Origin of the sequence: Microbispora sp. NPDC049125, from assembly GCF_040802045.1 — a bacterium.
GTDB lineage: Bacteria > Actinomycetota > Actinomycetes > Streptosporangiales > Streptosporangiaceae > Microbispora.
Map to the genome: position 1 here is coordinate 40,487 of NZ_JBEZDW010000030.1, position 22,907 is coordinate 63,393.

Below are 22,907 nucleotides of genomic sequence, written 5' to 3' on the forward strand. Positions count from 1 at the left end.
ATCGATGGGCCGTTTAAGGCTTATCGCGCAGGCAGATGTCCGTACCTCAAGGATTCGTCCGGCGGCCGATTCACGGCCGCGGCAGGACGTCCGTTTCCCGACGTGCCCCCGTCTCCTCGGAAGTGACCGGCGAGCCGGTCGCCGATGAAAGGAACAGCCGATGAGCAGAACCGGATCGGGCGCGTTCGACGCACTGGCCGGGCTACGTGCGGCCGGGCATCCCATCGACCTGCTCGACGAGAGGCAGCGGCAGGTCTTCGCCGATCTGTCGGAGACCGAGGTCGCGTTGCTGAACTCGATCAAGAAGCGGCTGGACGACGCCGCGGGCGAAGTGGAAGCACAGGAGCTCAAGATCGTATGACCGGCAGGGGCTCGCGACCCGCCCGCCGTCACATCGTGGTCCTCTTCATCGACATCGTCGGGTCGACGGAGCTCGCCGAGCGCCTCGACCCCGAGCTGCTCCTGCACATCCTGGATCGCTACTACGCCGCCTGCAGGGCGGAGATCTTCCAGCACGGCGGCGTGGTGGAGAAGTACATCGGTGACGCGGTCATGGCCGTGTTCGGTGTTCCCGTCAGCCGGGAGGACGACGCGCTCCGGGCGGTCCTCGCCGCGCACGCGGCGATGTCGGCCGTGCACAGGCTGAGCGCCGAGCTGGCCCCGACCCACGGAGTCCGGCTGGACGCCCACTGCGGCATCGCCTTCGGCGAGGTGATGGTCGTCGGCGCGCCGGGCTCGGACGTGCGCGTGATCGGTGACGCGGTCAACACCGCGAGCCGCCTGCAGTCCGCGGCGGGAGGCGGCGAGATCCTCCTGGGCGGCGGCGTCGCCCGTCTGGTGCGGCACCGCGCGGTGCTCGCCGAGGTCCCCCCGCTCACGCTGAAGGGCAAGAAGGATCCAGTGCGCGCGTGGCGGCTCGTCGCCGTCAAGCCGGATCGCGGGGAGCCCGATCGTGGAGAGACGGAGACCGGCGCGATCCCCCTGATCGGCCGTGCCGACGAGCTGCGCCAGCTGACGCAGCTCTACGACCGCGCCGTACGCGACCGGCAGTGCGGCATGGCGACCCTGCTCGGCGTCCCCGGCATCGGCAAGTCCCGGCTGGTCAGGGAGTTCGTGCACAACCTGCCCGCCGACGTGACCGTCCTCACCGGCCGGTGCCCGTCCTACGGCGTCGGCGCCACCTACCGGCCCGTCGCGGAGATGCTCGAGGCGCTCAACGGCGACTGGCCCGCCATCGCGGAGGCCGTGGGCCCGGAGACCGAGCGGGCGTTGCGCGGGCTGGCGGGCTCGGGGGCCGCGGACGACGGGGAGACTCCCGGCATCGCGGAGATCGCGCAGGCCGTGCGGTCGTTCTTCGAGTTCCTCGCCCAGCGTCAGCCGCTGGTCGTCGTCCTGGACAACCTCCAGTGGGCCGAGCCGACCCTGCTCGACCTGGTCGAGGACTGCGCGGCGTGGCTCGCCGACGTGCCCGTGCTGCTCGTCTGCGTCGCCCGGCCCGAGCTCTACGAGATCCGCCCCTCCTGGGGAGGGGGGATGGCCTGCGCCATGTCGTGGGAGCTGGGCCCGTTGAACCGGCAGCACATGGCGCGGCTCGTCGCCGAGCTCTGCGCCGGACGGGCCGACGTCGTCGCCCACGGCGACGACACCATGTACCGGAGGGTGATCTCCGGCTCGGACGGCAACCCGCTCTTCGCCGAGCTGATGCTGGAGACCCTCGCCGAGGGGGCCGCCTCCCTCCCGCCCACCATCCAGGCGCTGCTCGGGGCCCGGCTGGACCGGCTGGGCGAAACGGAGCGCGAGGTGCTCGAAAGGGCCGCGACCATCGGGCAGGCCTTCACGGCGGATCAGGTGGAGGCCCTCCTCTCCACGGAGACACCGGCGACGGCGACGGCGAAGACGACCAAGACGGCGACGGCGGCGCCGCTGAGGCGGCTCCAGCGCGACCGCCTGATCAGGCGTGGCGCGCTCCCGGGGGCGTTCGAGTTCACCCAGACCCTCACCCGGGAGACCGTCTACGCGCTGACGAGCAAGGAGCTGCGGGCCGACTGGCACCGGAGGCTCGCCGACTGGTACGGCGAGCGGGCCGCGGGGGCCTCGGACGACGCCCCGTTCCCGGGGTCGTCCTCGGGAGACGTCAGCCGGCACCTGCTGGCGGCCTGCCGGCTCATCCGGGAGGTGCGCCCGGGCGATCCGCTCCTGCGCGAGCTGACGGACCGCGCGGCGGACTCGCTCATGTGGGACGGCGGTGAGGCGCTGCACCGCAAGGACCTGCCCGCGGCGATCGCGCTGCTGGAGCGGGGCAGGGAGATGCTTCCCCCCGGCAGGGACGAGCACCGCTGGCTGGCCGTCCGCATCAGCGACGCGGAGCTGGCACGGGGAGACGTCACCCGGGCGGTGGCGGCGCTGGACCGCGCGGAGGAGATGCTGCCGCAGGACCCGCGTAATCTGCTCACCTGCGCGATACAGCGGGAGGTCCTCGCACTCCGCTCGGGCAGCCGCGAGCCGGACCTCGGGGGCCTTCGCGAGCGGCTGGCGCCCGACCCCCGCGACGAGCTCAGCTGGTGCCGGTTCCACCAGCTCGAGGCCTGGTGCCACATCGAGGAGGGCCGTTTCGGCGACGCCGACCGGGCGCTGCGCGGCGGGCTCGATCGGGCCAGGGCGATGGGGGACAGGTACGAAGAGGATCGCCTGCTGAGCGCGCTGTGCGAGCTGGTGCAGTGGTCGCCCACTCCGGTGCGGGAGGGGCTGGTGCTCTGCGCCGACCTGCTGGCCAGGTTCGCCGGCGACCGCGCTCTGCTGGTGCCGGTCCTCGCCACCAGGGCCCGCCTCCTGGCCCTGTCCGGCGGCCTCGACGCCGCCCGTGAGGCGCTTGACACGGCCGCCCGCTACGCGGACGAGCTGTATCTCGGCCTGTCGGCGATCGCGGTCGTCCAGGTGCGGGGGCTGGTGGAGTCCATGGACGGCAACCACGCGGCGGCGAAGGGCCTGTTCAAGCGGGCCGCCGCCGCGCTCGGCGCCGCAGGATACGGCGCGCCCGCCACCACCTTGGAGGTCTACGCGGCGCGCGAGACGCTGAGGCAGGGAGACGTACGGCAGGCGGCTCTGGAGCTGGCGCGGAGCGAAGCGGCGCCGCGTCAGTTCCGCGGCAGACTGGCGGCCACCGCGACGAGGGCGGCGATCGCGTCACGCGAGGGCGCGCACCCGGAGGCGCTGAGCGCCGCCGGACGCGCGGCCGAGCTGCTCGAATCGACCGACGACCCCTGTCTTCGGGGAGACACCCTGGCCGAGATCGCCCGCGTCCACCGGGCCGCCGGACGCGACCCGGCCGGCGCCGCCAGGCGGGCGCTCGACGCGTACCTGAGCAAGGGCGCGAGCCTGCCGGCAGGCAGGGTTCGCGACTGGATGGGGGAGGAGCCGTGTCCATGACGCCGGCGAGCACGCCGCCGTGGCGGCGGGAGAGACGGGCTCACTTCCCCGGGGTGCCCGCGTGGGGGCTGGCCACTTCCCGGCAGGCCCCGGAGCGTTTCGACGTCAGCCCGCTGGCGGAGGTGAGCAAGGAGTGGGCGTGGGGCGGCGCCGACGGCGCCGGTGTGCGGGTGTGCGTGGTCGACACGGGCGTGGACGCCGGTCACCCCGGCATCGGCGGCCTCGAACGGTCGTACCAGGTCGTCAGCGTGGACGGGGGCGAGCTGTCGGTCGCCGAATGCGAACCGGCCGATCCCGCCGGGCACGGCACGGCCTGCGCGGGGGTGATCAGGTCGATCGCCCCCGCGGCGGCGCTCACCTCGCTGCGTGTGCTGACCGACGGGAAGACCGGCACCGGCGACGCCCTCATGACCGGGCTCGGCTGGGCCATCGACGCGGGATTCGACCTGGTCAACCTCAGCCTGTCCACCACGAGGTCCGACTTCCGGGGATCCCTGCAGGACCTCGCCGACCGCGCGTACTTCCGGCGCTGCCTCCTGGTCGCCGCGGCGCACAACATGCCCGTCGTCAGCTTCCCGTGGACGTTCTCCTCGGTCGTCTCGGTGGCCAGCCACGACGAGGCCGACCCGATGACCTACTACTACAACCCCGCGCCGCCCGCGGAGTTCCACGCGCGGGGGGTCAAGGTGCCGGTCGCGTGGCCGGGCGGCCGGCAGATCCGCAGCACCGGCAACAGCTTCGCGGCACCGCACATCACCGGCATATGCGCACTCATCCTGAGCAAGCATCCGTGGCTCACGCCGTTCCAGCTGAAGACGGTCCTCTATCTGGCCGCGGACAATACCGTGACGCCCAACACCGTGACGCCCAACACCGTGACGCCCGACAACGTGACGCACAGCACCGTGACGCACAACGGAGAGGCCCATGTCCCCTGACGACATCGACGGCACAGAACGCAGGCTCCTGCAGTCCATCGTCGAGGTGGCCCGCCACATGTTCGGCGCCGCCGCCTCCTCCATCTTCCTGGTGGACCCGGACACCGGTGACCTGGTCTTCGAGGCCGTCTCCGGCGAGGGGGAGGAGCAGCTCGTCGGCAGCCGCTTCCCGGCGGGCACCGGGATCGCCGGGTGGGTGGCGGCGAGCGGGCAGCCGATGGTCGCGGACGACGTCTCTGCCGTGACGATGTTCGCGCAGGACGCCGCGGAGTCCACCGGTTACGTCCCGCGCACCATCATGGCCGCGCCGCTCATCCGGTTCGAGCAGTGCGCGGGGGTCCTGGAGGTTCTGGATCGGACGGCCTCGCGCAGCGAGCTGGACGACATGGACCTCCTTGGGCTGTTCGCCACGCAGGCCGGCTGCGCCCTGGAGCTCATGCTCAGGGTGCGGCGCAGCCATGGACAGGAGCCGGACCGCGACCCGCAGGCGCTGCTGCGGCGGATCGGCGAGCGGCTGCAGGGGAGGGCCGTGCCGCCGGACGCGGCAGCCGTACGCCTGCTCGCCCTCGCCGACGACCTGCTCGCGCTGTGACGAGGCGCTCCGCCGTACCGCCCGGCCCGTGACGAGGGCGGCGGTGAGGTAACCCGCCGCGCCCGGCCTCCGGGATGCGACCGCTACTCGGCGACAGTCGCCGCTTGGCCAAGCCGGCCAGGGGCACTGCGTGGTATTGAGTGTGGCGACATCCGGAGGGGACGACATGGCTGACGGCCGCATGCACGACGCAGGCCCCGGGACCTCATGGCCGCTCGTCGGCCGCGCCGCCGCACTGCGCACCATCACGGAGGCGGCGACGCGGGCGGACGCCGGGGTGGTGATCGTGGGACCACCTGGAGTGGGCAGGACGCGCCTGGCCAGGGAGGCGGTCGCATGGCTCGCGGCGGCGGGCCACCCGACGTCCTGGGCGGCCGGGACCCGTGCCGCCGGGGCGATCCCCCTGGGCGCGCTGCTGCACCTCGCGCCCCCCGGCGATCCGCCGGTCCCCGCCGGGGAGGGCCTGTTCCACCGGATCCTGGAACGTTTCAGCGTCCCTGCGGGGAAGCGGCCCGTTCTCGTCGTGGACGACACCCATCTGCTCGACGACGCCTCGGCCGTGCTCGTCCACCAGCTCGCCGTGCACACGAGGACCTTCGTGCTCGTCACGCTACGGCAGGGGCAGACGGCGCCCGACGTGATGACGGCGTTGTGGAAGGAACGGGTGGCGAGGCGTGTGGAGCTGCAGCCGCTCGGCGACGGCGACGTGGACACGCTGCTGGAGCGCGGCCTGGGCGGTCCGCTGGACGCCGTCACGCGACGCACGTTCCGCCACCTGTCCGCGGGCAACTCGCTGGTGCTGCGCGAGCTCGTGCAGTCGGGGCTGGAGAGCTCCGCGCTGCGACGGGTCGACGGCCTGTGGCATCTGGACGGCCGGCTGCGGATCACCGGGCGGCTCGGTGATCTGGTCGAGGCGCAGATGCAGGCCGACGATCCGGCCGTGCTCGCCGTCCTGGAGGTGCTCGCCTGCAGGGAGCCCCTCGGCCAGCCCGTGCTTGAGGGGATCACCGGGCACTCCGCCGTGGTGCAGGCCGAACGGCGGGGGCTGGTGGTGGTCGAACGCTCGGGAGCCCGGCACCAGGCACGGTTCACGATCCCCGCGTACGGCGAGGTGGTCCGCGCACGGATGCCGCGCGCCCGGGCGCACGCGATCTGGGGAGAACTCGCCGAGTCCCTCGCCGCGTCACCACGCCGTCGCGCGGACGACGCGCTCGACCTGGCCGTGTGGGGGCTCAGGGCCGGCCGCGGCTCGTCGGGGCAGGAGCTGCTGGCCGCCGCCCACCGTGCCGCCGACCGGCTGGAGCTCAAGCTCGCCGAGCGGCTGGCGGCCGCGTCCCGCGACATCGGTGGCGGGGTGGACGCGAGCCTGACCCTCGCCGAGGTGCTCGCGTCGCAGGGGCGCCATGCCGACGCGGCCGGCGTGCTCCCGGCTCCGGGAGACTGTGACGGCGACGAACGCGCCGACCGGCTCGCGGCGCTCAGGGAGAAGATCGAGTATTGGCGGGACGAAGCCCCACCGGCTCAGGGACGTCCGGCCGACGGAAGAGCGGCGGACGCGGTGCGAGCCTGGACGATGCTGCTCGAAGGGCAGGTCGCGCGGTCTCTCGCGGTGGGTACGGCGCTGCTCGCCCGGCCACGCCGGCGGCCGGACCAGACGCCCGAGCGGGCGCCGGTCTGGGCGGCGACGGCCGTGATTTTCGCCGCGGGTCTCGTGGGAGACGCCGACCTCGCCGAACGGGCGGGCGCCATCGGCCTGGAGACGGCGGCGCAACGGAAGGCGTCACCGTGGGCGCAGGCCCAGGTCGGTGTCGCCAGGTGCCTGGCCCTCCTGCTGGGAGGCTCCCTCACCACCGCGGCCGAGACCGTGGCCCGCGCGTATCGAGAGGCCGCGGAATCGCAACCGGCGCCCCTGGTCGGCGTGTGGGCGGCCGTCCGCGGAATCGTGGCCAAGGCTCAGGGGCGGGTGAAGCCGGCGCAGCTGGCGCTGCGCGAGGCGATCGTGTTGCTCGACGGGCACGACCCGTTCCGGTTGAGGCGCGTCTACCTGGCCGAGCTGGCCGGCGCGCACGCGATGGCGGGGGACGCCGTCCAGGCGGACGCGTGGCTGAGCCGGATGGACGGCTGTCCCGCGCCACCCGGCGTGCTCTTCGAGCCCTGGATCGAGCGCAACCGCGCCTGGGCCGCCGCGGCCGCCCTCGATCTGCCCGGCGCCGCGAGCCGCGCCGTCATGGCGGCGAAGGCCGCGCGCGGGGCCGGGGCGCCGATGATCGAGGCCCTGGCACTGTTCGACGCCGCGCGATTCGGCGCGGCGAAGGAGGTATGCGACAGGCTGCACCGGCTTGCCGAGAGCGTCGCCACGCCCGCGACGGCGGCCTTCGCCACGGTCGCCGCCGCGCTCGCCACGGACGACGCCGACCTGCTCGCGGAGGCGGCCGGGACGCTTCACCGCATCGGCCATACGCTGCCCGCCGCCGAGGCGGCCGCGACGGCGTACCGATTACATGTGGCGGCGGGCCGGAGCGCGGCGGCCAAGAACGCGCTCGTGTTCGCGCGTGAGGTGCTGGCCGACTGCGGAGGCGCCCGCACGCCGCTCACGGACCTGACGGGGAGCGAGGCGTCGCTGACCCCCCGGGAGCTGCAGGTGGCGAAACTGACCGCGGCGGGGCTGTCCGGCCGCGCCGTGGCCGGCCGCCTCGGCCTGTCGCTCCGGACGGTCAACAACCACCTGGGCCGGGTCTACGCCAAGCTCGGGGTGTCCGGGCGCCAGGCGCTCGCGCACGTGCTGGGCCATCCGTCCCAGCAGGGGGAGAGGGGCCTGGTGTGCGGCTGCGGCAGCTGCTGACCGGGACCGGCGCCGATGACGCCGCCGGGTGTGGAGGCCCCGGTGGCCGGGGCCTCCACCCGCCTGTCCTGGCCGATCAGCCGGCGGCGCCCCGGCCGTTCTGCTCGGCACGGCCGCCGGCCGGCCGTTCGGCGTCGGAGACCGGCGCCCGCCACATCGGGTACATGACCGGGCCGTCGGGCAGCCGGAGCAGCTCCGGCATGTCCACGTAGCCGTGCCGGAGATAGAGCCGGCGGCTCGCCTCACTGCTGGCCTCCAGGTAGGCCGGCATCCCTTCGGCGTCGAGCCGCCGGTGGTGCTCCTCCAGCAGCATGCTGCCGAGGCCGCGGCCGGTCCGCCCGCGTACCAGGGCGATGAACGCCAGGTAGTGGTGCGGCTCGTGCGGGTGGATCTTGTCCATCTGCTCGCCGAGGATGGCCATGCGCCCGGCGTACTCCCCGGCGAAGGAGGCGATCTGCTCCTCCAGGCCGGGGATCTCGGGGAACGGCGCGACGAACCAGACCGCGACGCCGGCGAGCTCGCCCGCCTCGTGGATCCCGTAGATGAGGCCGTGGTCGAGGGCGTGCTCGGCGTGGATGGTGAAGAAGCGCCGCTGGATCGGCAGGCGATCCTCCACGGGCGGGATGAGCCAGCTGGTGATGGCGTCGGGGCTGAACGTGTCGGCGATGATCTCGCCGGCCGCGGCCGCGTCCGTGATCCGCGTTATCTCGGGCATCACTTGGCTCCTCCGCTGACGGCCTGAGCGCCCAGGCCGATGTTGGCGTACACCTCCGGCTTGATCGACTTCAGCACGCGAGCCCACACGACGCCGAAGACGATCGCGACGATGAAGATGCTGGGCAGGATCCAGCGGATGGCCGCGTCCGGCGCGACCCCGAGGACCGTGTCGAAGTTGAGCAGCGTCAGCGCGATGATCACGCACAGCGCCACGATCGACAGCGCCGGGGCGATGCGCGTCCGCCACGCCGTCTCCCCCGAGGGGTTGCGGGTGAAGAACACGATCACCGCGATGGAGGTGACGGTGAGCAGGATCAGCAGCCCGAGACCGCCGAACCCGCCGAACGTGAAGAACAGCTTCGTGACCGGGTCGGCGCCGGAGATCGCGTAGATGACGATGACGATCAGCCCGAGCACCGTCTGCAGCACCGATCCGGCGATCGGGGCGGCGGTACGGGCCGAGGTGCGGCCGAACACCGAGGGAAGGACGTTCTCGCGGCCCAGCGCGAAGATGTAGCGCGCCGTGGTGTTGTGGAAGGCGATCATGCAGGCGATGCTGCTGGTCACGAACAGCACGGACCCGATCGTCGAGAAGGTGGAGCCGAGGTTGGCGGACGCCTGGTTGAAGATGAGTACGGGCCCTTGCTCGGTCGCCGCCTTGACGATCCCGCCGGGACCGGTCGGCACGGTCTGGGCCCAGGCGGAGATCGCGTACAGAACGGCGATGATCGTGATGCCCAGGTAGGTGGCGATGGGCACGGTCCTGTTGCGGTCCTTGGACTCCTCGGCGAAGACCACCGACGACTCGAAGCCGGCGAATCCGGCCACGACGGTGGCGAGCGCGGCGCCCACGCCGGGCACGAACAGCGAGCCGGGGGTGAAGCCCTCGAAGCTGATGCCGCCCGGGGCGGCGTGGAACAGGTCGCCGATGTCGAACAGCAGGACGACGGCGATCTCGCTGACCAGCAGGACGGACAGGATCCGGCTGTTGATGTCCACCCGCAGCAGGCCGAGGACGCCGACCACCGCCCACGCCACCAGCGCGATCACCCACCACGCGGGCGAAACGCCGAACCAGTCGGCGAGCAGGGGCTCGACCGCCGACCCGATGATGCCGTACAGGCCCAGTTGCAGCGCGTTGTAGGCCAGCACCGCCACCCAGGCGGTCGCCACCCCCTGTGTCCGGCCGAGCCCTTGGGCGGCGTAGGCGTAGAACGCGCCCGCGTTCACGACGTGCCTGGCCATCGTCACGTACCCGACCGCGAACAGCGCGAAGATGGCGCCCAGCAACAGGAAGGCGAACGGCACACCGATGACGCTCGTCACCGCGTACGCCGTCGGGACAGAACCCGCGACGACCATCAGCGGCGCCGCCGCGGAGATGACGAAGAACACGACCGAGGGGATGCCGAGCCGATCCTTGGCCAGCGCGGCGGAGACAGCGCTGGGCCGTTGCTCTGTGAGGGACATGGGGGGACTCCCTGAAATGGGGGGTGGGGAGGGGGGCTACCGACGGCTGATGACGGCTTCGCCGACCGCAACCTCGGTCTGAACGATGAGTCTCTGGAGCGGTGGGGGGAGCATGGCGATCGTGGCGGCCACGAACGCGTGATCATGCTCCCACAGGGCCCGCTGGGCGCCGCGGGTGGCGGCGAAGAGACCGTAGAGGACGCAGTCCCTGAGCGCGGGCGGCTGACGCCGCTGGACTGCGAGGTTGAGACGGGCGAGCGGCCACGCGGCCGTGTTCGGGTCCACGGGAACCGCGGGCTGCTGTTTCAACAGATGCCTCACCGGCGGGTTGAGCAGGTTGGCGGCGATCATCCTGGCCGTGATGTCGGCGTAGATCGTACGGGCGAAGAAGAGCAGCCAGGTGATCACAGGGTGTTGCGGTTCCGCGATGACATGGTCGAGCACGCTCTGCGTGAGCGGATCGCCGGTGGCGTCGTGGACGGTCGCGTAGGTGCGGTCCTGGCCGGAATCGAGGTCGATGGTGACCCGGTCGGCGAGCATCAGCTCACCGAGGACGGCGCCGGCCAGCCCAAGGCTCGCGAGGCGGGGATGTACGCGCGCACGCCCCGTCACGCTGTCGTGCATGACGAAGAACAGATCGTCGGCCAGCGACGGGCTCGAAAGATCGGCTTCAGCCACGAACGGCGATGATATAGGCGGTTTGTTAAATCTGTTAGTGATGGAAGGTGTCGATGCCCCCGAGGGCCCCTTTGATGGGCGAAACGCCACTATGTGGCGCATTTGATAGGTGTGACCCACGGCTACGGACCGCGCGTATGAGTACTTTCGTTCGGCCAAAAGGCGCGGCCTGCCTGTACCTTCCGCGGGCGATGGCCTGGCTGGCCGATGTGTTCGAGCTCATCGCGGCCGGGCAGCTGGTGCGGATCGCGCAGCCCTTCTTCCCGGACGCCACCCGCCGGGAGGTGGGCCCCTTGTTCGCCGGGCCGCTGGAGACCCTGCTGCGGCTGGCCGCGGTCAGGTCCGGCATCGCCGTCTGGCGGCACTCGTGGACCGGGCCCGCCGAGTACCAGAGTGTGCACGGCGCCCCCCTTCCGCTGGAGAGGATCGCGAAGCTCGCGGTCACGCCGGGCGGGTCGGACAAGGCCGAGGAGGTCGAGCACGACCTGTTCGTGCTGACCACCGGGCTCGTCCTGGTGGCGAACCCCGGTAAGTCGGACAAGGGACGGGAGCGGACGCGGGAGCGGTGGAGCGGCGACGAGCTCGACACGGGCAGCCGCGCGCCGACACCCGCCGGGCCGCCTCGCGGACCTAGCCGGCCGAGTGGTGACCCTGTGACACGGGGGCGACGGCGGGAGCAGCCCAGGGGGCCGCGCGCTCATCGCCGGATCGCCACGTCCAGCACGGCTTTGCCGGTCACGCGGCGTTCGGACAGCGCCTGGGCGGCTTCGGCGGCCCGGTCCCAGGGGCCGCGCCAGCCGACTCCGGCGGTGATCTTCCCCTCGGCCAGCAGGCGGACGAGGGTCGCCAGGTCGGCGCCGACGTCGGCGGCGTCGCCGAAGGACCGCAAGGTCCTGGCCGGGCCGAGCGCGAAGGTGGAGTACGGCGGGAAGACCGCGGGTTCGCCGGAGGCCCAGCCGATGCTCTGCAGCTGCCCGCCCGGCGCGAGGAGGCCCCAGGCTTCGACGAGCTGAGGCCCGCCGACGGTGTCCAGGATCAGGTCGACCGGCTCGCCGACGCCGTCAAGGCCGACCACCACCTGGTGGGCGCCCAGCTCGCCCAGTCCCTCACCGCGCGCCTTCGCGCCCACGGAGGCGATGACCCGCGCGCCGCCGAGCGCCGCGAGTTGCACCGCCATCCGGCCGACGCCGCCGGACGCCCCGGTGATCAGCACCCGCCTGTCCAGGAGGAGGCCGCCGGCGCGCAGCGTGCGCAGCGCCGTGAGCCCGGCGAGTGGCAGGGCGGCCACGTCCGCCAGGTCGACCGACGGGGGCGCCTCGGCGAGGGCGCCGGTGTCGACGGCCAGCCGTCCCGCCCAGGCGCCCACGGTGAAGGCCACGACACGGGTGCCCGCGGCGGGCCCCGTCCCGTCGGCCGCCGCCTCGGCCACCACGCCGGAGGCATCGCAGCCGAGCACGGTTCCCGCCGGACGTACGCCGGTCCGCAGATCGCCGTGGTTGACCGACACGTGGTGCACATCGACCAGCGCCTGATGCGGCAGCGGGCGGGGGTCGGGCACCTCGCCCAGCCGCATGCCGCCGGGGGTGTCCGGATCCACGATTACGGCGCGAACGCTCATCATGCTCCCTCAGTAAGTGAACCGGACTGTCAGTCCGGATAGTGAGAGAGTAATATACGGACCGTTGGTCCGATTGTTCAAGAGGGGAGGGTGCGGTGAGCGAGCAGCGCCCGGAGCGTGCCGACGCCCTGCGCAACCGCCACGCGATCCTGGAGGCGGCCGAAGCGCTCGTCGCCGCGCACGGCTTCGATCACGTCTCGATCGACAAGGTCGCGGCCACGGCCGGCGTGGGCAAGGGCACGGTCTTCCGGCGCTTCGGCAACCGCACCGGCCTCATGCGCGCGCTCCTCGAAGAACGCGCGCGCATGCTGAGCGAAGCCATCGTCTCGGGCCCCCCGCCGCTGGGGCCGGGGGCGCCGCCCGAGCAGCGCCTGCCCGCCTTCCTCGACGCGCTGGCCAGCCTGGCCACCCGCAACGTCTCCGTGCTCGCGGCACACGAGCGCGCGTGCCCGCAGGACAAGCTCTCCGACCCCACCTACCTGCGCTGGCACCGCCACATCACCGCGCTCCTCGGCCAGGCCCGCCCCGACCTGGACGCGGAGTTCTACGGTCACACCCTGCTGGCCATGTTCGACGCCGACCTCGTCAGGAGCATCACCGCCAACGGCGGCGCCGCCCGTCTCGCCGCGTCCCTGCACGACCTCGCCGACACGATCCTCCGCGCTCCGGCACGATCACGGCCGGTGCGGTAGGCCCTGTGCCCCGGAGCGACACCCTCCCGGGGGATCAGGGTGTGGCCCGCCCGGCGTCGTTCCAGGCGGCGGCGAGCAGCTCGTGGGAGCGGACGCGGTCGCCGTGGTCGTGGGTGATGGTGGTGACCAGCAGCTCGTCGGCTCCGGTGGCCGCGCGCAGCACCTGGAGCCGCTCGACCACCGTCTCCGGCGACCCGGCGAACTGGGTGTCGATCCGGTCGGCGACCAGCGCGCGGTCCTCGGCGCTCCACTCGTGGGCGGCGGCCTCCTCCGGCGAGGGGAAGGGCATCGCCCCGGCGCCGCTGCGGATGCTGCGCACCCACAGTCCGTACGGCTCGGCGATCCTGCGCGCCTCCTCGTCGGTCGGGGCGACCACGACGTCGGCCGACACCATGACGTGCGGCGCGGACAGCGCCGGCGACGGCTTGAAGGCGTCGCGGTACGCCTCCACCGCCTCCAGCACGCTGGAGGGGCTGACGTGGTAGTTGGCGGCGAACGGCAGGCCGCGCTCACCGGCCACCTGGGCGCTCTGGCCGCCGCTGCTGCCGAGGATCCACAGCTCCAGGGCGGCGCCCTCGCCGGGCTGGGCGTGCGCTTCGAAGCCGTCCTGCGACCGGTAGGCGCCCGCGACGAACGCCTGGATGTCGTCGACCTGCTCGGCGAAGTCGGGTGACTCCGCTCCGGGCTGCTGGAGCAGTGAGCCGTACAGCCGGAAGAGGGGCGAGCTCGCGAGCGAGGCGAAGGAGAACGGCGGCGGGATGAGCAGCCCGTCGACCACGCGGGCCTCGGTGACCACCGGCTCAGGGGCGGCGGCCCGCAGTTCCTTGGCGCGCTGCCCGGAGCGGCCGAGGCCGAGGTCGATCCGGCCGGGGTGCAGGGCGTCCAGGGTGCCGAACTGCTCGACCACGGCCAGCGGCGTCTGGTGGCCGAGCTGTACGGCGCCGGACCCGACCCTGATCCGCTCGGTCGCCGCCGCGACGGCGCCGATGAGGACGGCGGGAGCGGAGCTCGCCACGCCGCGGGTGAGGTGGTGCTCGGCCAGCCAGTACCGGTGGTAGCCGAGCCGTTCCGCCTGCCGGGCGAGGTCGACGGTGTTGCGCAGCGCGTCCCGCGCGGTGCCGCCGGAGACGATGGGGGCGAGGTCGAGGATGGACAGCGGCGTCATGAGATTCCTCCCTGGGAGAGCGGCCTGCTGGGGATCTCCTTGCGGAGGACGGGCGCGATGTCGCTCTGGAAGAGCTCCAGCGACGCTCGATGCTGGGCGCCGGTCAGCCCGTCGGCCTCGGCCGGCAGGTGCATCACCTCGTGGCCGAGCCGGTCGTGGTAGCGGTGGACCTTGTCGATGATCTGCTGGGGGCTGCCGACGAGGATGGAGCTGCGTTCGACGGCGTCCTCCAGGCTGTGGAAGACCGGGTCGAGACCGCGTCCGGCGAACAGGCGCAGCCGGGCGTCGAAGATCGGCCGGTAGGTCTCGATCGCGTCCTGCGACTTGGGGGCGCTGTAGTAGCCGGCGCTCCCGGCGCCCACCAGGGCGTCGGCCGGGTCGTGGCCGTGGTGCTCCCACCGTTCCCGGTAGTGGCGGACCAGCTCCGCGTACGGCTCGACGGGGTTGGTCACGTTGGCGGAGAACAGCGGGTCGCCGTACCGGGCGGCGAGCTCGACCGACTCCTTGCTCGTGGCGCTGCCGTGCCAGACCCGGATGGGCCGCTGCAACGGGCGGGGGAGCACCTCGGCGTCGTTCAGCGGCGGCCGGAAGCGTCCCGACCAGGTGACCCTGTCCTCGCGCCACAGGCGGCGGAACAGCTCGTAGCCCTCCCGGTTGCGGTCCCACTGGTCCTGCTCGGTCACGTGGAACAGCTCCGCCTGGGCGGAGCCGTTGCCCTTGCCGATCATCAGGTCGAGCCGGCCGCCGGACAGGTGGTCGAGGGTCGAGTAGTCCTCGAACGCCCGGACGGGGTCGAGCAGGCTGAGCGTCGTCACCGCGGTGAACAGCCGGATCCGCGACGTGCGGGCCGCGATGTGGCTCAGCACGACGGGCGGGGAGGAGGACAGGAAGGGCCGCTCGTGCCGCTCCCCGAAGGCGAAGCCGTCGAACCCCAGCTCCTCGGCCAGGACCGCGCTGTCGACGACCTCCCGGAACCGCTCGCTGACCGGTTTCACCTCGCCGGTCAGCGGGTGCGGGGTGTGGAAGGCGAGGGTCATCGTCAGGAACTTCACGGCCGGCCCACCTCGCCGGACGCGGTGGTCATGACGCCTTCTCGTAGCGGCTGGCCGGGCGGGACAGGCCGAGACGGCCGCGCAGGTCGGCCGTGTCGTATCCGCGGCGGAAGACGCCCCTGGCCTGGAGCGCGGGCACCAGGCCACGGGTGATCGCCGTCAGGTCGTGGGGGAGGACGCCCGGCCGCAGCCGGTATCCGTCCAGGCCCGCCTCCCGCCAGGCGACGAGCAGGCCGGCGAGCCCTTCCGGAGTGCCGTCGAAGACCAGCGCGTCGGAGACGAGCTCGGCCCCGTCGAGCTCGTCCAGGCGCGCCTTGCGGCCGTCGCCGTCGAGGAACACGACGAGGTCGGCGAATATCCGCAGTGGCGGCCCGGCCCGGCCCACCCTCGCCTCCGCGGCCCGCACCTCGCCGACCAGGGCCGCGGCCTCCTCCCTGTCGTGGGGGGTCACGTACACCACGTCCGACGCGCGGGCCGCGAACTCGTACGGCAGCGTGTCGTGAGCGAGCGAGGTGACCAGCGGCTGGCCCTGCGGGGAGCGCGGGGTGATCGACGGGCCCTTCACGCTGAACCACTCGCCGTCGAAGTCGACGTAATGCAGGCGCTCGCGGTCGATGAAGCGTCCGGTCGCCACGTCGCGGATCTCGGCGCCGTCCTCCCAGCTGTCCCACAGCCTGCGCACCACCTCCACGGCGTCGGCGGCCTCGCCGAACAGGTTCCGCACGTGCCGCTCGGTGGCGGGGTCGGGCAGGGCGGACAGGGCGGAGAGCTTGAGCGGCGGGAACTCGCGGCGGCCGAAGTGGGCGGCCTCGTCGGCCCGGGGCGACACGCGGGGCCGCCACCCGGCCCGGCCCCGGCTGACGTGGTCGAGCGAGGCGATGCCGATCGCGACGTGGAACGGCTCGGTGTGGGTCGTGCTCGTGGTCGGCACGAGCCCGATCCTGGACGTCACGGGCGCCACGGCCGAGGCGAGGAGGACCGCGTCCAGCCGGCCGCGCACCTGGTCGAGCCGGCCGTCCGGGGCCTCGAAGCGGGACGACTGGAGGCCCAGCGAGTCTTCGAAGGTGACGAAGTCGAGCAGGCCGCGCTCGGCTTCGAGGGTCAGCTCGGCCCAGTATCCGGCGGTGAACAGCCGGTCGGGCCGGGCTCCTTCGGCCCGCCACGCGGCAGGGTGCCAGCCCGCGCCGTCCAGCGCGACGGCGAGATGCAGCGTCATGACGTCTCCTTGGTGAGGCCGAGGTGATGGCGGAGGGTCGGTCCGGCGTAGTCGGCGCGGAAGACGCCCTTCTCCTGGAGCAGCGGGACGACCTTGTCCACGAGGTCGTCCAGCCCGCCGGGCGTCAGATGCGGGACGAAGATGAACCCGTCCGCGGCGTCGGTCTGCACGAAGGTGTCGATCTCGTCGGCCACCGACGCCGGGGTCCCGACGAAGGTCTGCGGCGCGGCGACCTCGATGACGAGCTCCCGGATGGACAGGCTCTTCTCCTGCGCCAGCGCCCGCCACTTGGCGGCCACCGCTCCCCGGTCGCCCCGGAACTGCGCGCGGCCCTTGGAGACGCCCTCGTCGAGGTCGGGCTCGATGTCCGGCAGCGGCCCGTCGGGGTCGTACCCGGACAGGTCGCGCCCCCAGACGCCCTCGACGAAGGAGATCGCGGTCTGCGGGCTGACCTGCGCCCTGCGGATCTCGGCCGCCCGCTCCTCGGCGTCCTGCGCGGTGTCGCCGAGGACGTACGTCACGGCGGGCAGGATCTTCAGGTCGTCGCGGCCGCGGCCGTACGCCGCGAGGCGGCGCTTGACGTCGCGGTAGAACGCCCGGCCCTCCTCCAGCCTGCTGTGCCGGCTGAAGATGACGTCCGCCGCCGAGGCCGCGAACTCGCGGCCCTCATCCGAGTCTCCCGCCTGGATGATCACCGGGTGGCCCTGCGGTCCGCGCGGGACGTTGAACAGGCCCGAGATGTCGAAGTGCCGCCCCTGATGCCGGAAGGGGCTGATGCCTCCCTCGCGGATGAACGAGCCGCCTGCCTGGTCGGCGGCCACCGCGTCGTCCGACCACGAGTCCCACAGCTCCCTCGCGGTCTGCAGGAACTCCGCCGCCCGGGTGTATCGGTCGGACTCGGCGAGGAAGCCGCCGCGCCGGAAGTTCTCCCCGGTGAACGCGTCGTAGCTGGTCACGACGTTCCAGGCGGCCCGGCCGCCGCTCAGGTGGTCGAGTGAGGCCAGCCGGCGCGCCACCTCGTACGGCTCGTTGAAGGTGGAGTTGACCGTCGCGGCCAGCCCGAGACGGGTGGTGACGGCGGACAGGGCGGCCAGCACGGTCAGCGACTCGGGCCGCCCCACCACGTCGAGGTCGTGGATGCGGCCCTTCATCTCGCGCAGCCGCAGCCCCTCGGCGAGGAAGAAGAAGTCGAACTTGCCGCGCTCGGCCGTCTGGGCCAGATGCCGGAACGAGTCGAAGTCGATCTGGCTTCCGGACCGGGGATCGGACCAGACGGTGGTGTTGTTGACGCCGGGGAAGTGGGCGGCGAGATGGATCTGCTTGGTCATGATGCCTTCCTGACAGCCGGCGCCGTGACGTCCAGGGGGGCGTCCGGACGGGTGTCTTCCAGGTGGGGGTCCGGGTGGGGGTCCAGGCGGGGGATGGCGGCCAGCAGCTCACGCGTGTAGCCGGCGGCGGGGGCGGTGAAGACCTGGCGCACGTCGCCCGACTCGACGACCCGGCCGTCCTTCATCACGAGCACGTGGTCGCTGACGTGGTGGACGACGCCGAGGTGGTGGGAGATGAACAGGTACGCGATCCCGAGGTCCGCCTGGAGCTCGGCCAGCAGGTCGAGCACCTGGGCCTGGATCGACACGTCGAGGGCCGACACCGGCTCGTCGCAGACGATCACCCGTGGGCGGGGCGCGAGGGCGCGGGCGACGGCGACCCGCTGGCGCTGCCCTCCCGACAGCCGCGACGGCCGCCGGTCGAGCACGGAGGCGTCGAGGCCGACCTGTTCCAGCAGCTCCACCGCCCGGTCGCGGCGGGTCCGCCGGGGCTCGCCTCCCACGCCGAGCGCCTCGTCGAGGATGCGGCGCACGTCGAACCGCGGGTCGAACGAGCTCAGCGGATCCTGGTAGATCACCTGGACGTGGCGGCGGATCTCCCGCCGCTCGGCCGGGGTCAGCCCCTCCCACGGGCGGCCGTCGATCTCGACCGAGCCCGCGTCGGGCTTGAGCAGGCCGAGCACGAGACGGGCCGTGGTGGTCTTGCCCGAGCCCGACTCGCCGACGATCCCGAGGGTCTGGCCGGCCCGGAGCCGGAACGACACCCCGTCGACGGCGGTCCGCCTCCCGAACGTCCTGACCAGGTCGCGCGCCTCGATGACGACCTCGCCGGGCGGGCGGGCCGGGATCGGGCGCGCCGTCTCGCCCTCGGCGACCGACAGGCGGGTGCCCTTGGCGTGTTCCATGGGGACGGCGGCCAGCAGCCGCCGCGTATACGGATGGCCGGGGCTTCGCAGCACCCGCGCGGCCGGGCCGTCCTCGACGACCACGCCGTCCCTCATGACCAGCACCCGGTCGGCCAGCTCCGCCACCACCGCCAGGTCGTGGCTGATCAGCAGCAGCCCGCTTCCCCGCCGCCTGCGCTCGGCCAGCAGCCGGAGGATCTGCGCCTGCACCGTGACGTCCAGCGCGGTCGTCGGCTCGTCGGCGATCAGCAGCCGCGGGTGGCACGCGATGGCCGAGGCGATCAGCGCGCGCTGGCGCAGCCCTCCGGAGAGCTCGTGCGGGTACTGCCGGGCGCGCAGCTCCGGCTCGGGCACGCCGACCTCGCGCAGCAGCTCCAGGACGCGCCCGGCGGTCTCGGCGCGGGAGACGGCGCCGGGGACGTCACGGTGCAGGCGCAGCGTCTCGGCGATCTCCTTCCCGACGGGGCGCAGCGCGTCGAGGGAGACCAGCGCGTCCTGGAGGACGAAGCCGATCCGCCCGCCCCGGATCGCCCGCCACTGCCGCTCCCGGTAGCCGGAGGCGTCCCTGCCCTCGATCCGGAACGACTCGGCGCGGACCCGCGCGCCGTCTCCGGTGAGGCCGAGCAGGGTGCGGGCGGTGACGCTCTTGCCCGACCCGGACTCGCCCACGATGGCGACGCACTCGCCGGCGTGCACCGCGAACGACACGCCCCGGACGGCGTCGATCGCGCCGAAGGAGACGTGCAGCCCGGTCACCTCCACGATCGGCTCTGTCACGATCGGCTCTGTCACGAGGCCCTCCCTTCCGACAGGCGCCGCAGATGACGGCCGACGACGGTGATCGACAGCACGGTGAGCGTGATCGCCACGCCCGGGAAGATCGCGATCCACCATGCGACGGAGAAGTAGTCGCGCCCGCCGGCGAGCATCGCGCCCCACTCCGGCGCGGGCGGTTGCGGGCCGAGCCCGAGGTAGCTGAGCGACGCCGCCGCGACGAGGGCGGTCCCGACCTCGATGGTCGCCAGCACGAGCAGCGGCGCGAACGCGTTGGGCAGGACGTGCCGCGCGACGATCCGTCCCCGCGTCAGCCCCAGCGAGGTGGCCGCCTCGACGTAGCCGGTGCGCCGGATCACCATCGTCTGCGCACGGATCAGCCGGGCGTAGCCGGGCGCCGTGTAGAGGGCGATGGCGAAGATCACGTTCACGGTGCCCGGCCCGGTCACCGTGATCACCAGGAGGGCGAGCAGGAGGGTGGGCAGCGCGAGCACCACCTCCACCAGGCGCATGACCACCTCGTCGAGCACCCGCCCGCCGAGCGCGGCCAGCAGGCCGAGCGCGGTGCCCGCCGTCACCCCGAGGGCGGTGGCGCCCAGGCCCGCCAGCAGGGACGGCGCGGCGCCGAAGACGATCCGGGTGAAGACGTCACGGCCGTTGGCGTCGGTGCCGAGCAGGTGCGCCAGGCCGGGGCCCTGGAGCGCGGCGAGAGCGTCCGCCGCGTCGGGTGAGCCGGATGTCAGCAGGGCGGGCGCGACGGCGGCGACGGCGACCAGGGTGAGGAACAGCGTCGCCGCCCACACCCCCGGCCGGGGGACCCGGCGGGCCCGCCCGGCACCGGCCGTGATGGCGGCGGTGGTCATCGGGCACCTCGCAACCGGGGGTCGATGACCAGGTAGAGCAGGTCGACCAGGATGTTGACGGTCACGTACACGAGCGCGGTGACCAGGACGACCCCCATCACGACGGGGAGGTCCTTGCCGATCACCGCGGCAAGCGTGAGCTGGCCGATGCCCTGGCGGGAGAAGATCTGCTCGACCGCCACCATGCCGCCGAGCAGCAGCCCGACGACCCAGCCCAGCAGCGTGACCGCGGGCACCAGCACGTGCCGCAGCGCGTGCCGGAGGCGTACGCCCGGATCCGACATCCCCCTGGAGCGGGCCGTCAGCACGAAGGGCTCGTCCAGGACGGTCTCCAGGTTCTCGCGCATCATCTGGGTGAGCAGCGTCGTGACCGGGATCGCCACGGCGATGACCGGCAGCGCCAGGCCGGAGAGCCCCTCGCCCCCGGCGGCGGGGAACCAGCCGAGCTGGAAGGAGAAGACGGTCAGCAGCAGGATCGCCGTCCAGAACGTGGGGATGGAGACGCCGATCAGCTCCAGGCCCGAGGAGAGCCCCCGGATCCAGCGCGCCCGCCGGGCCGTCAGCAACGCCAGCGTGGTGGACACCACGACGGCGACGGCCAGCGCGCCCGCCACGAGCTGCGCCGAGGCCCCCAGCTGCGCGCCGATCGCCGAGGCGACCGACTCGTGGAGCTGGTAGGACTGGCCGAGGTCGCCGCGGAGCACCCGGCCGAGGTAGCTCACGTACTGCACCGGCAGGGGCCGGTCGAGCCCGTAGTCCGCGATGATCCGGGCGCGGACCTCCGGTGTCACGGTGGAGTTGCCGATGAGGGCGTCGGCCACGTCGCCCGGCGTCAGGTGCAGGGCGGTGAACGACACCGTCACCGCCCCCCACAGCACCAGCAGCGAGGTGCCGAGACGGCGCAGGACCAGCCGTGTCATGCCTTCGACACCCACGCGTCGTAGAAGGTGGGGTACGCCTGCGGCTCCCAGCCGATGCCGTGCGCCGCCTTGGACACGCCCAGCAGGTAGTTGAAGACGTACACGGGGAAGACCGCGGCGTCGGCGTTGACCTTCCGCTGGACCTGGGCGTACAGCTGCGACCGCTCGGCCAGGTCGGTGGTGGCCAGCGCGCCGTTCAGCCAGCCGTCGACCTCGGCGTCGTCGTACCGGGCGAGGTTCTGGCCGAACCGCTCCGCGTTGGGGATGTTGGCGATGGCGAACAGGTTGCGCAGCGCGTCGCCGTCGGCCCGCTGCCAGCTGAAGTCGATCAGGTCGTAGTCGCCCGCGACGGCCATGGGCGTGAAGTCGTTCGGCGTGACGTCGGCGAAGCGGACCTCGAAGCCGATCTTCTTGGCCTCGGCCTGGACCTGCTCGGCCAGCGTCCCGCGCTGCTCCCTGGCCAGTGACTTGAAGAACGGCCAGCGGACCGTCAGGCGCGCGCCGTCCTTCGTGCGGTAGCCCTCGGCGTCGCGGCCGGCCCAGCCCGCGTCGTCGAGCAGCCGCCCGGCCGCCGCCGGGTCGTACCTCCACTGGGTCTCCGTGCCCTTGTCGTAGCCGAGCGTCGTCGGGGAGACTGGGCTGAACGCCGGGTCGAAGGCGCCGAAGTACAGCTTCCGCACGATGGTCGCGAAGTCGATGCCGTCCCGGAAGGCCTGCCGGACCTTGGGGTCGGCGAAAACGCCCTTGGCGGTGTTGGGGTAGTAGTTGTAGTTCCCGCCGGGGGCCTGCCGCTTGACGACGGCGAGCCGGGGGTCGGCCTGGATCCGCTTGAGGTCCACCGGCGGGACGCCGGCGATCGCGTCGATCTGGCCGCTGGTCAGCGCCCCGAGCCGGACGGAGTCCTCGGTCAGCACCTTGATCTCCAGCTTGTCCAGGTACGCCGTCCCGGTGTGCCCGGCGCCCTCCGGACCCCAGGCGTAGCCGGGATTGCGGTGGTAGGTGATCCCCTGGTGGGGGGTGAACCGGTCGATCACGAACGGCCCGGTCCCCACGACCTTCTTGGCGAGCGCCTCGGGCCCCTCGGCCAGGGACTTCGGCGACTCGATCCCGAAGTACGCGGTGGCCAGGGCGGCCAGGAACGGGGAGTACGGCTTGGCGAACGACACCGTGACGGTGTGCGCGTCCACCACCTTCGTCCCGGTGTACGGGCCGAACGCGGCGGCGGCGAGCTGCGACTTGGTCTTCGGGTCGACGATGTGGTCGAGGTTCGCCTTGACGGCGGCCGCGTCGAACGCGCTGCCGTCGCTGAACTTCACTCCCTCGCGGAGCTTGAAGGTGTACGTCTTCCCGTCGGATGAGATCTTCCATGAGCTGGCGAGCCACGGGTGGATCCCGCCCTTGTCGTCGAGGGAGACGAGGGAGTCGAGCACCGGACGGGTGAACAGGCCGGTCACGTCCTGCGGGCTCGCGTGCGGGTCCAGGTTCAGCGGCTCGGTGTTGACGCCGAAGACGAGCGTCCCGCCGTGGACCGGCGCGCCGTCGGGCCTGCCGGCGGTCTGGGTCGTGGCGTCGGTGCCGCCGCAGGCGGTCAGCATGACGAGGGAGAGGAGGGCCGGACCCGCGATGGCGGATCTGTGGGAGGGGGGCACGATGGTTCGCCTTTCCGTGAGGCACGCCGCCGGGCGGGGGGTGTCAGCGCATAACCTACTTA

The 22,907-nt window shown here is 72.9% G+C and carries 18 protein-coding genes; 6 read left to right on the plus strand and 12 right to left on the minus strand.

Going from position 1 to position 22,907, the window contains the following annotated elements; genetic code table 11:
• Positions 1 to 160 precede the first annotated feature (160 nt).
• The 5 genes from AB0B72_RS28910 (at position 161) to AB0B72_RS28930 (ending at position 7,798) form a co-directional block, all read left to right on the plus strand.
• A complete protein-coding gene (locus AB0B72_RS28910) occupies positions 161 to 361 on the plus strand; it encodes an aroma-sacti cluster domain-containing protein (RefSeq protein WP_367742238.1) in 201 nt (66 codons plus the stop codon).
• Positions 358 to 3,426, plus strand: coding sequence for an AAA family ATPase (locus tag AB0B72_RS28915; protein ID WP_367742239.1), 3,069 nt, complete (start codon positions 358 to 360; stop codon positions 3,424 to 3,426). The genes AB0B72_RS28910 and AB0B72_RS28915 overlap by 4 nt, the downstream gene beginning before the upstream one ends.
• Positions 3,423 to 4,364, plus strand: coding sequence for a S8 family serine peptidase (locus tag AB0B72_RS28920; RefSeq protein ID WP_367742240.1), 942 nt, complete (start codon positions 3,423 to 3,425; stop codon positions 4,362 to 4,364). The genes AB0B72_RS28915 and AB0B72_RS28920 overlap by 4 nt, the downstream gene beginning before the upstream one ends.
• The gene (locus AB0B72_RS28925; RefSeq protein ID WP_367742242.1) at positions 4,354 to 4,956 is read left to right on the plus strand and encodes a GAF domain-containing protein; all 603 of its coding nucleotides are present in this window, start codon (positions 4,354 to 4,356) and stop codon (positions 4,954 to 4,956) included. The genes AB0B72_RS28920 and AB0B72_RS28925 overlap by 11 nt, the downstream gene beginning before the upstream one ends.
• A 166-nt stretch (positions 4,957 to 5,122) precedes the next feature.
• Positions 5,123 to 7,798, plus strand: coding sequence for a LuxR C-terminal-related transcriptional regulator (locus tag AB0B72_RS28930; RefSeq protein WP_367742243.1), 2,676 nt, complete (start codon positions 5,123 to 5,125; stop codon positions 7,796 to 7,798).
• A gap of 76 nt (positions 7,799 to 7,874) precedes the next feature.
• On the opposite strand, the gene AB0B72_RS28935 is transcribed toward AB0B72_RS28930, so the two are convergent.
• The 4 genes from AB0B72_RS28935 to AB0B72_RS28950 all read right to left on the minus strand — a co-directional run bounded on the left by AB0B72_RS28935 (position 7,875) and on the right by AB0B72_RS28950 (position 12,284).
• Complete coding sequence (locus AB0B72_RS28935; protein ID WP_367742245.1) at positions 7,875 to 8,513, minus strand: GNAT family N-acetyltransferase; 639 nt, start codon at positions 8,511 to 8,513, stop codon at positions 7,875 to 7,877.
• A complete protein-coding gene (locus AB0B72_RS28940; RefSeq protein WP_367742247.1) occupies positions 8,513 to 9,985 on the minus strand; it encodes an APC family permease in 1,473 nt (490 codons plus the stop codon). The genes AB0B72_RS28935 and AB0B72_RS28940 overlap by 1 nt, the downstream gene beginning before the upstream one ends.
• 36 nt (positions 9,986 to 10,021) lie before the next feature.
• Entirely contained in the window at positions 10,022 to 10,663 is a 642-nt protein-coding gene (locus AB0B72_RS28945) for a GPP34 family phosphoprotein (RefSeq protein ID WP_367742249.1), read from the minus strand.
• A gap of 697 nt (positions 10,664 to 11,360) precedes the next feature.
• A complete protein-coding gene (locus AB0B72_RS28950) occupies positions 11,361 to 12,284 on the minus strand; it encodes a zinc-binding dehydrogenase (RefSeq protein ID WP_367742250.1) in 924 nt (307 codons plus the stop codon).
• Between the two features lie 92 nt (positions 12,285 to 12,376).
• Between AB0B72_RS28950 and AB0B72_RS28955 the strand changes: the two genes are divergently transcribed.
• Positions 12,377 to 12,973, plus strand: a complete 597-nt coding sequence (locus tag AB0B72_RS28955) for a TetR/AcrR family transcriptional regulator (protein WP_367742252.1) — start codon at positions 12,377 to 12,379, stop codon at positions 12,971 to 12,973.
• A gap of 34 nt (positions 12,974 to 13,007) precedes the next feature.
• Here AB0B72_RS28955 and AB0B72_RS28960 read toward each other — a convergent pair whose 3' ends face one another.
• The 8 genes from AB0B72_RS28960 to AB0B72_RS28995 are packed head-to-tail and all read right to left on the minus strand — an operon-like array spanning position 13,008 to position 22,845.
• On the minus strand, positions 13,008 to 14,138 hold the full coding sequence (locus AB0B72_RS28960; protein ID WP_367742253.1) for an LLM class flavin-dependent oxidoreductase: 1,131 nt from the start codon (positions 14,136 to 14,138) through the stop codon (positions 13,008 to 13,010).
• On the minus strand, positions 14,135 to 15,190 hold the full coding sequence (locus AB0B72_RS28965) for an LLM class flavin-dependent oxidoreductase (protein WP_367742254.1): 1,056 nt from the start codon (positions 15,188 to 15,190) through the stop codon (positions 14,135 to 14,137). Before AB0B72_RS28965 ends, AB0B72_RS28960 begins: the two co-directional genes overlap by 4 nt.
• Before the next feature lie 28 nt (positions 15,191 to 15,218).
• Entirely contained in the window at positions 15,219 to 16,406 is a 1,188-nt protein-coding gene (locus AB0B72_RS28970) for an LLM class flavin-dependent oxidoreductase (protein WP_367742255.1), read from the minus strand.
• The gene (locus AB0B72_RS28975) at positions 16,403 to 17,734 is read right to left on the minus strand and encodes an NtaA/DmoA family FMN-dependent monooxygenase (RefSeq protein ID WP_367742256.1); all 1,332 of its coding nucleotides are present in this window, start codon (positions 17,732 to 17,734) and stop codon (positions 16,403 to 16,405) included. Before AB0B72_RS28975 ends, AB0B72_RS28970 begins: the two co-directional genes overlap by 4 nt.
• The gene (locus tag AB0B72_RS28980; RefSeq protein ID WP_367742258.1) at positions 17,731 to 19,431 is read right to left on the minus strand and encodes a dipeptide ABC transporter ATP-binding protein; all 1,701 of its coding nucleotides are present in this window, start codon (positions 19,429 to 19,431) and stop codon (positions 17,731 to 17,733) included. Before AB0B72_RS28980 ends, AB0B72_RS28975 begins: the two co-directional genes overlap by 4 nt.
• A complete protein-coding gene (locus AB0B72_RS28985; protein ID WP_367742259.1) occupies positions 19,428 to 20,276 on the minus strand; it encodes an ABC transporter permease in 849 nt (282 codons plus the stop codon). Before AB0B72_RS28985 ends, AB0B72_RS28980 begins: the two co-directional genes overlap by 4 nt.
• A complete protein-coding gene (locus AB0B72_RS28990; protein ID WP_367742260.1) occupies positions 20,273 to 21,196 on the minus strand; it encodes an ABC transporter permease in 924 nt (307 codons plus the stop codon). Before AB0B72_RS28990 ends, AB0B72_RS28985 begins: the two co-directional genes overlap by 4 nt.
• A complete protein-coding gene (locus tag AB0B72_RS28995; RefSeq protein ID WP_367742261.1) occupies positions 21,193 to 22,845 on the minus strand; it encodes an ABC transporter substrate-binding protein in 1,653 nt (550 codons plus the stop codon). The genes AB0B72_RS28990 and AB0B72_RS28995 overlap by 4 nt, the downstream gene beginning before the upstream one ends.
• Positions 22,846 to 22,907 lie beyond the last annotated feature (62 nt).

Excerpts from the sequence above, each read along its gene's own strand:
- AB0B72_RS28970 (WP_367742255.1), bottom strand. The coding sequence starts at position 16,406 with ATGACGCTGCATCTCGCCGTCGCGCTGGACGGCGCGGGCTGGCACCCT.
- AB0B72_RS28940 (WP_367742247.1), bottom strand. The coding sequence starts at position 9,985 with ATGTCCCTCACAGAGCAACGGCCCAGCGCTGTCTCCGCCGCGCTGGCC.
- AB0B72_RS28985 (WP_367742259.1), bottom strand. The coding sequence starts at position 20,276 with ATGACCACCGCCGCCATCACGGCCGGTGCCGGGCGGGCCCGCCGGGTC.
- AB0B72_RS28990 (WP_367742260.1), bottom strand. The coding sequence starts at position 21,196 with ATGACACGGCTGGTCCTGCGCCGTCTCGGCACCTCGCTGCTGGTGCTG.
- AB0B72_RS28920 (WP_367742240.1), top strand. The coding sequence starts at position 3,423 with ATGACGCCGGCGAGCACGCCGCCGTGGCGGCGGGAGAGACGGGCTCAC.
- AB0B72_RS28950 (WP_367742250.1), bottom strand. The coding sequence starts at position 12,284 with ATGATGAGCGTTCGCGCCGTAATCGTGGATCCGGACACCCCCGGCGGC.
- AB0B72_RS28930 (WP_367742243.1), top strand. The coding sequence starts at position 5,123 with ATGGCTGACGGCCGCATGCACGACGCAGGCCCCGGGACCTCATGGCCG.
- AB0B72_RS28925 (WP_367742242.1), top strand. The coding sequence starts at position 4,354 with ATGTCCCCTGACGACATCGACGGCACAGAACGCAGGCTCCTGCAGTCC.
- AB0B72_RS28910 (WP_367742238.1), top strand. The coding sequence starts at position 161 with ATGAGCAGAACCGGATCGGGCGCGTTCGACGCACTGGCCGGGCTACGT.
- AB0B72_RS28935 (WP_367742245.1), bottom strand. The coding sequence starts at position 8,513 with ATGCCCGAGATAACGCGGATCACGGACGCGGCCGCGGCCGGCGAGATC.
- AB0B72_RS28975 (WP_367742256.1), bottom strand. The coding sequence starts at position 17,734 with ATGACCAAGCAGATCCATCTCGCCGCCCACTTCCCCGGCGTCAACAAC.
- AB0B72_RS28915 (WP_367742239.1), top strand. The coding sequence starts at position 358 with ATGACCGGCAGGGGCTCGCGACCCGCCCGCCGTCACATCGTGGTCCTC.
- AB0B72_RS28960 (WP_367742253.1), bottom strand. The coding sequence starts at position 14,138 with ATGACGCCGCTGTCCATCCTCGACCTCGCCCCCATCGTCTCCGGCGGC.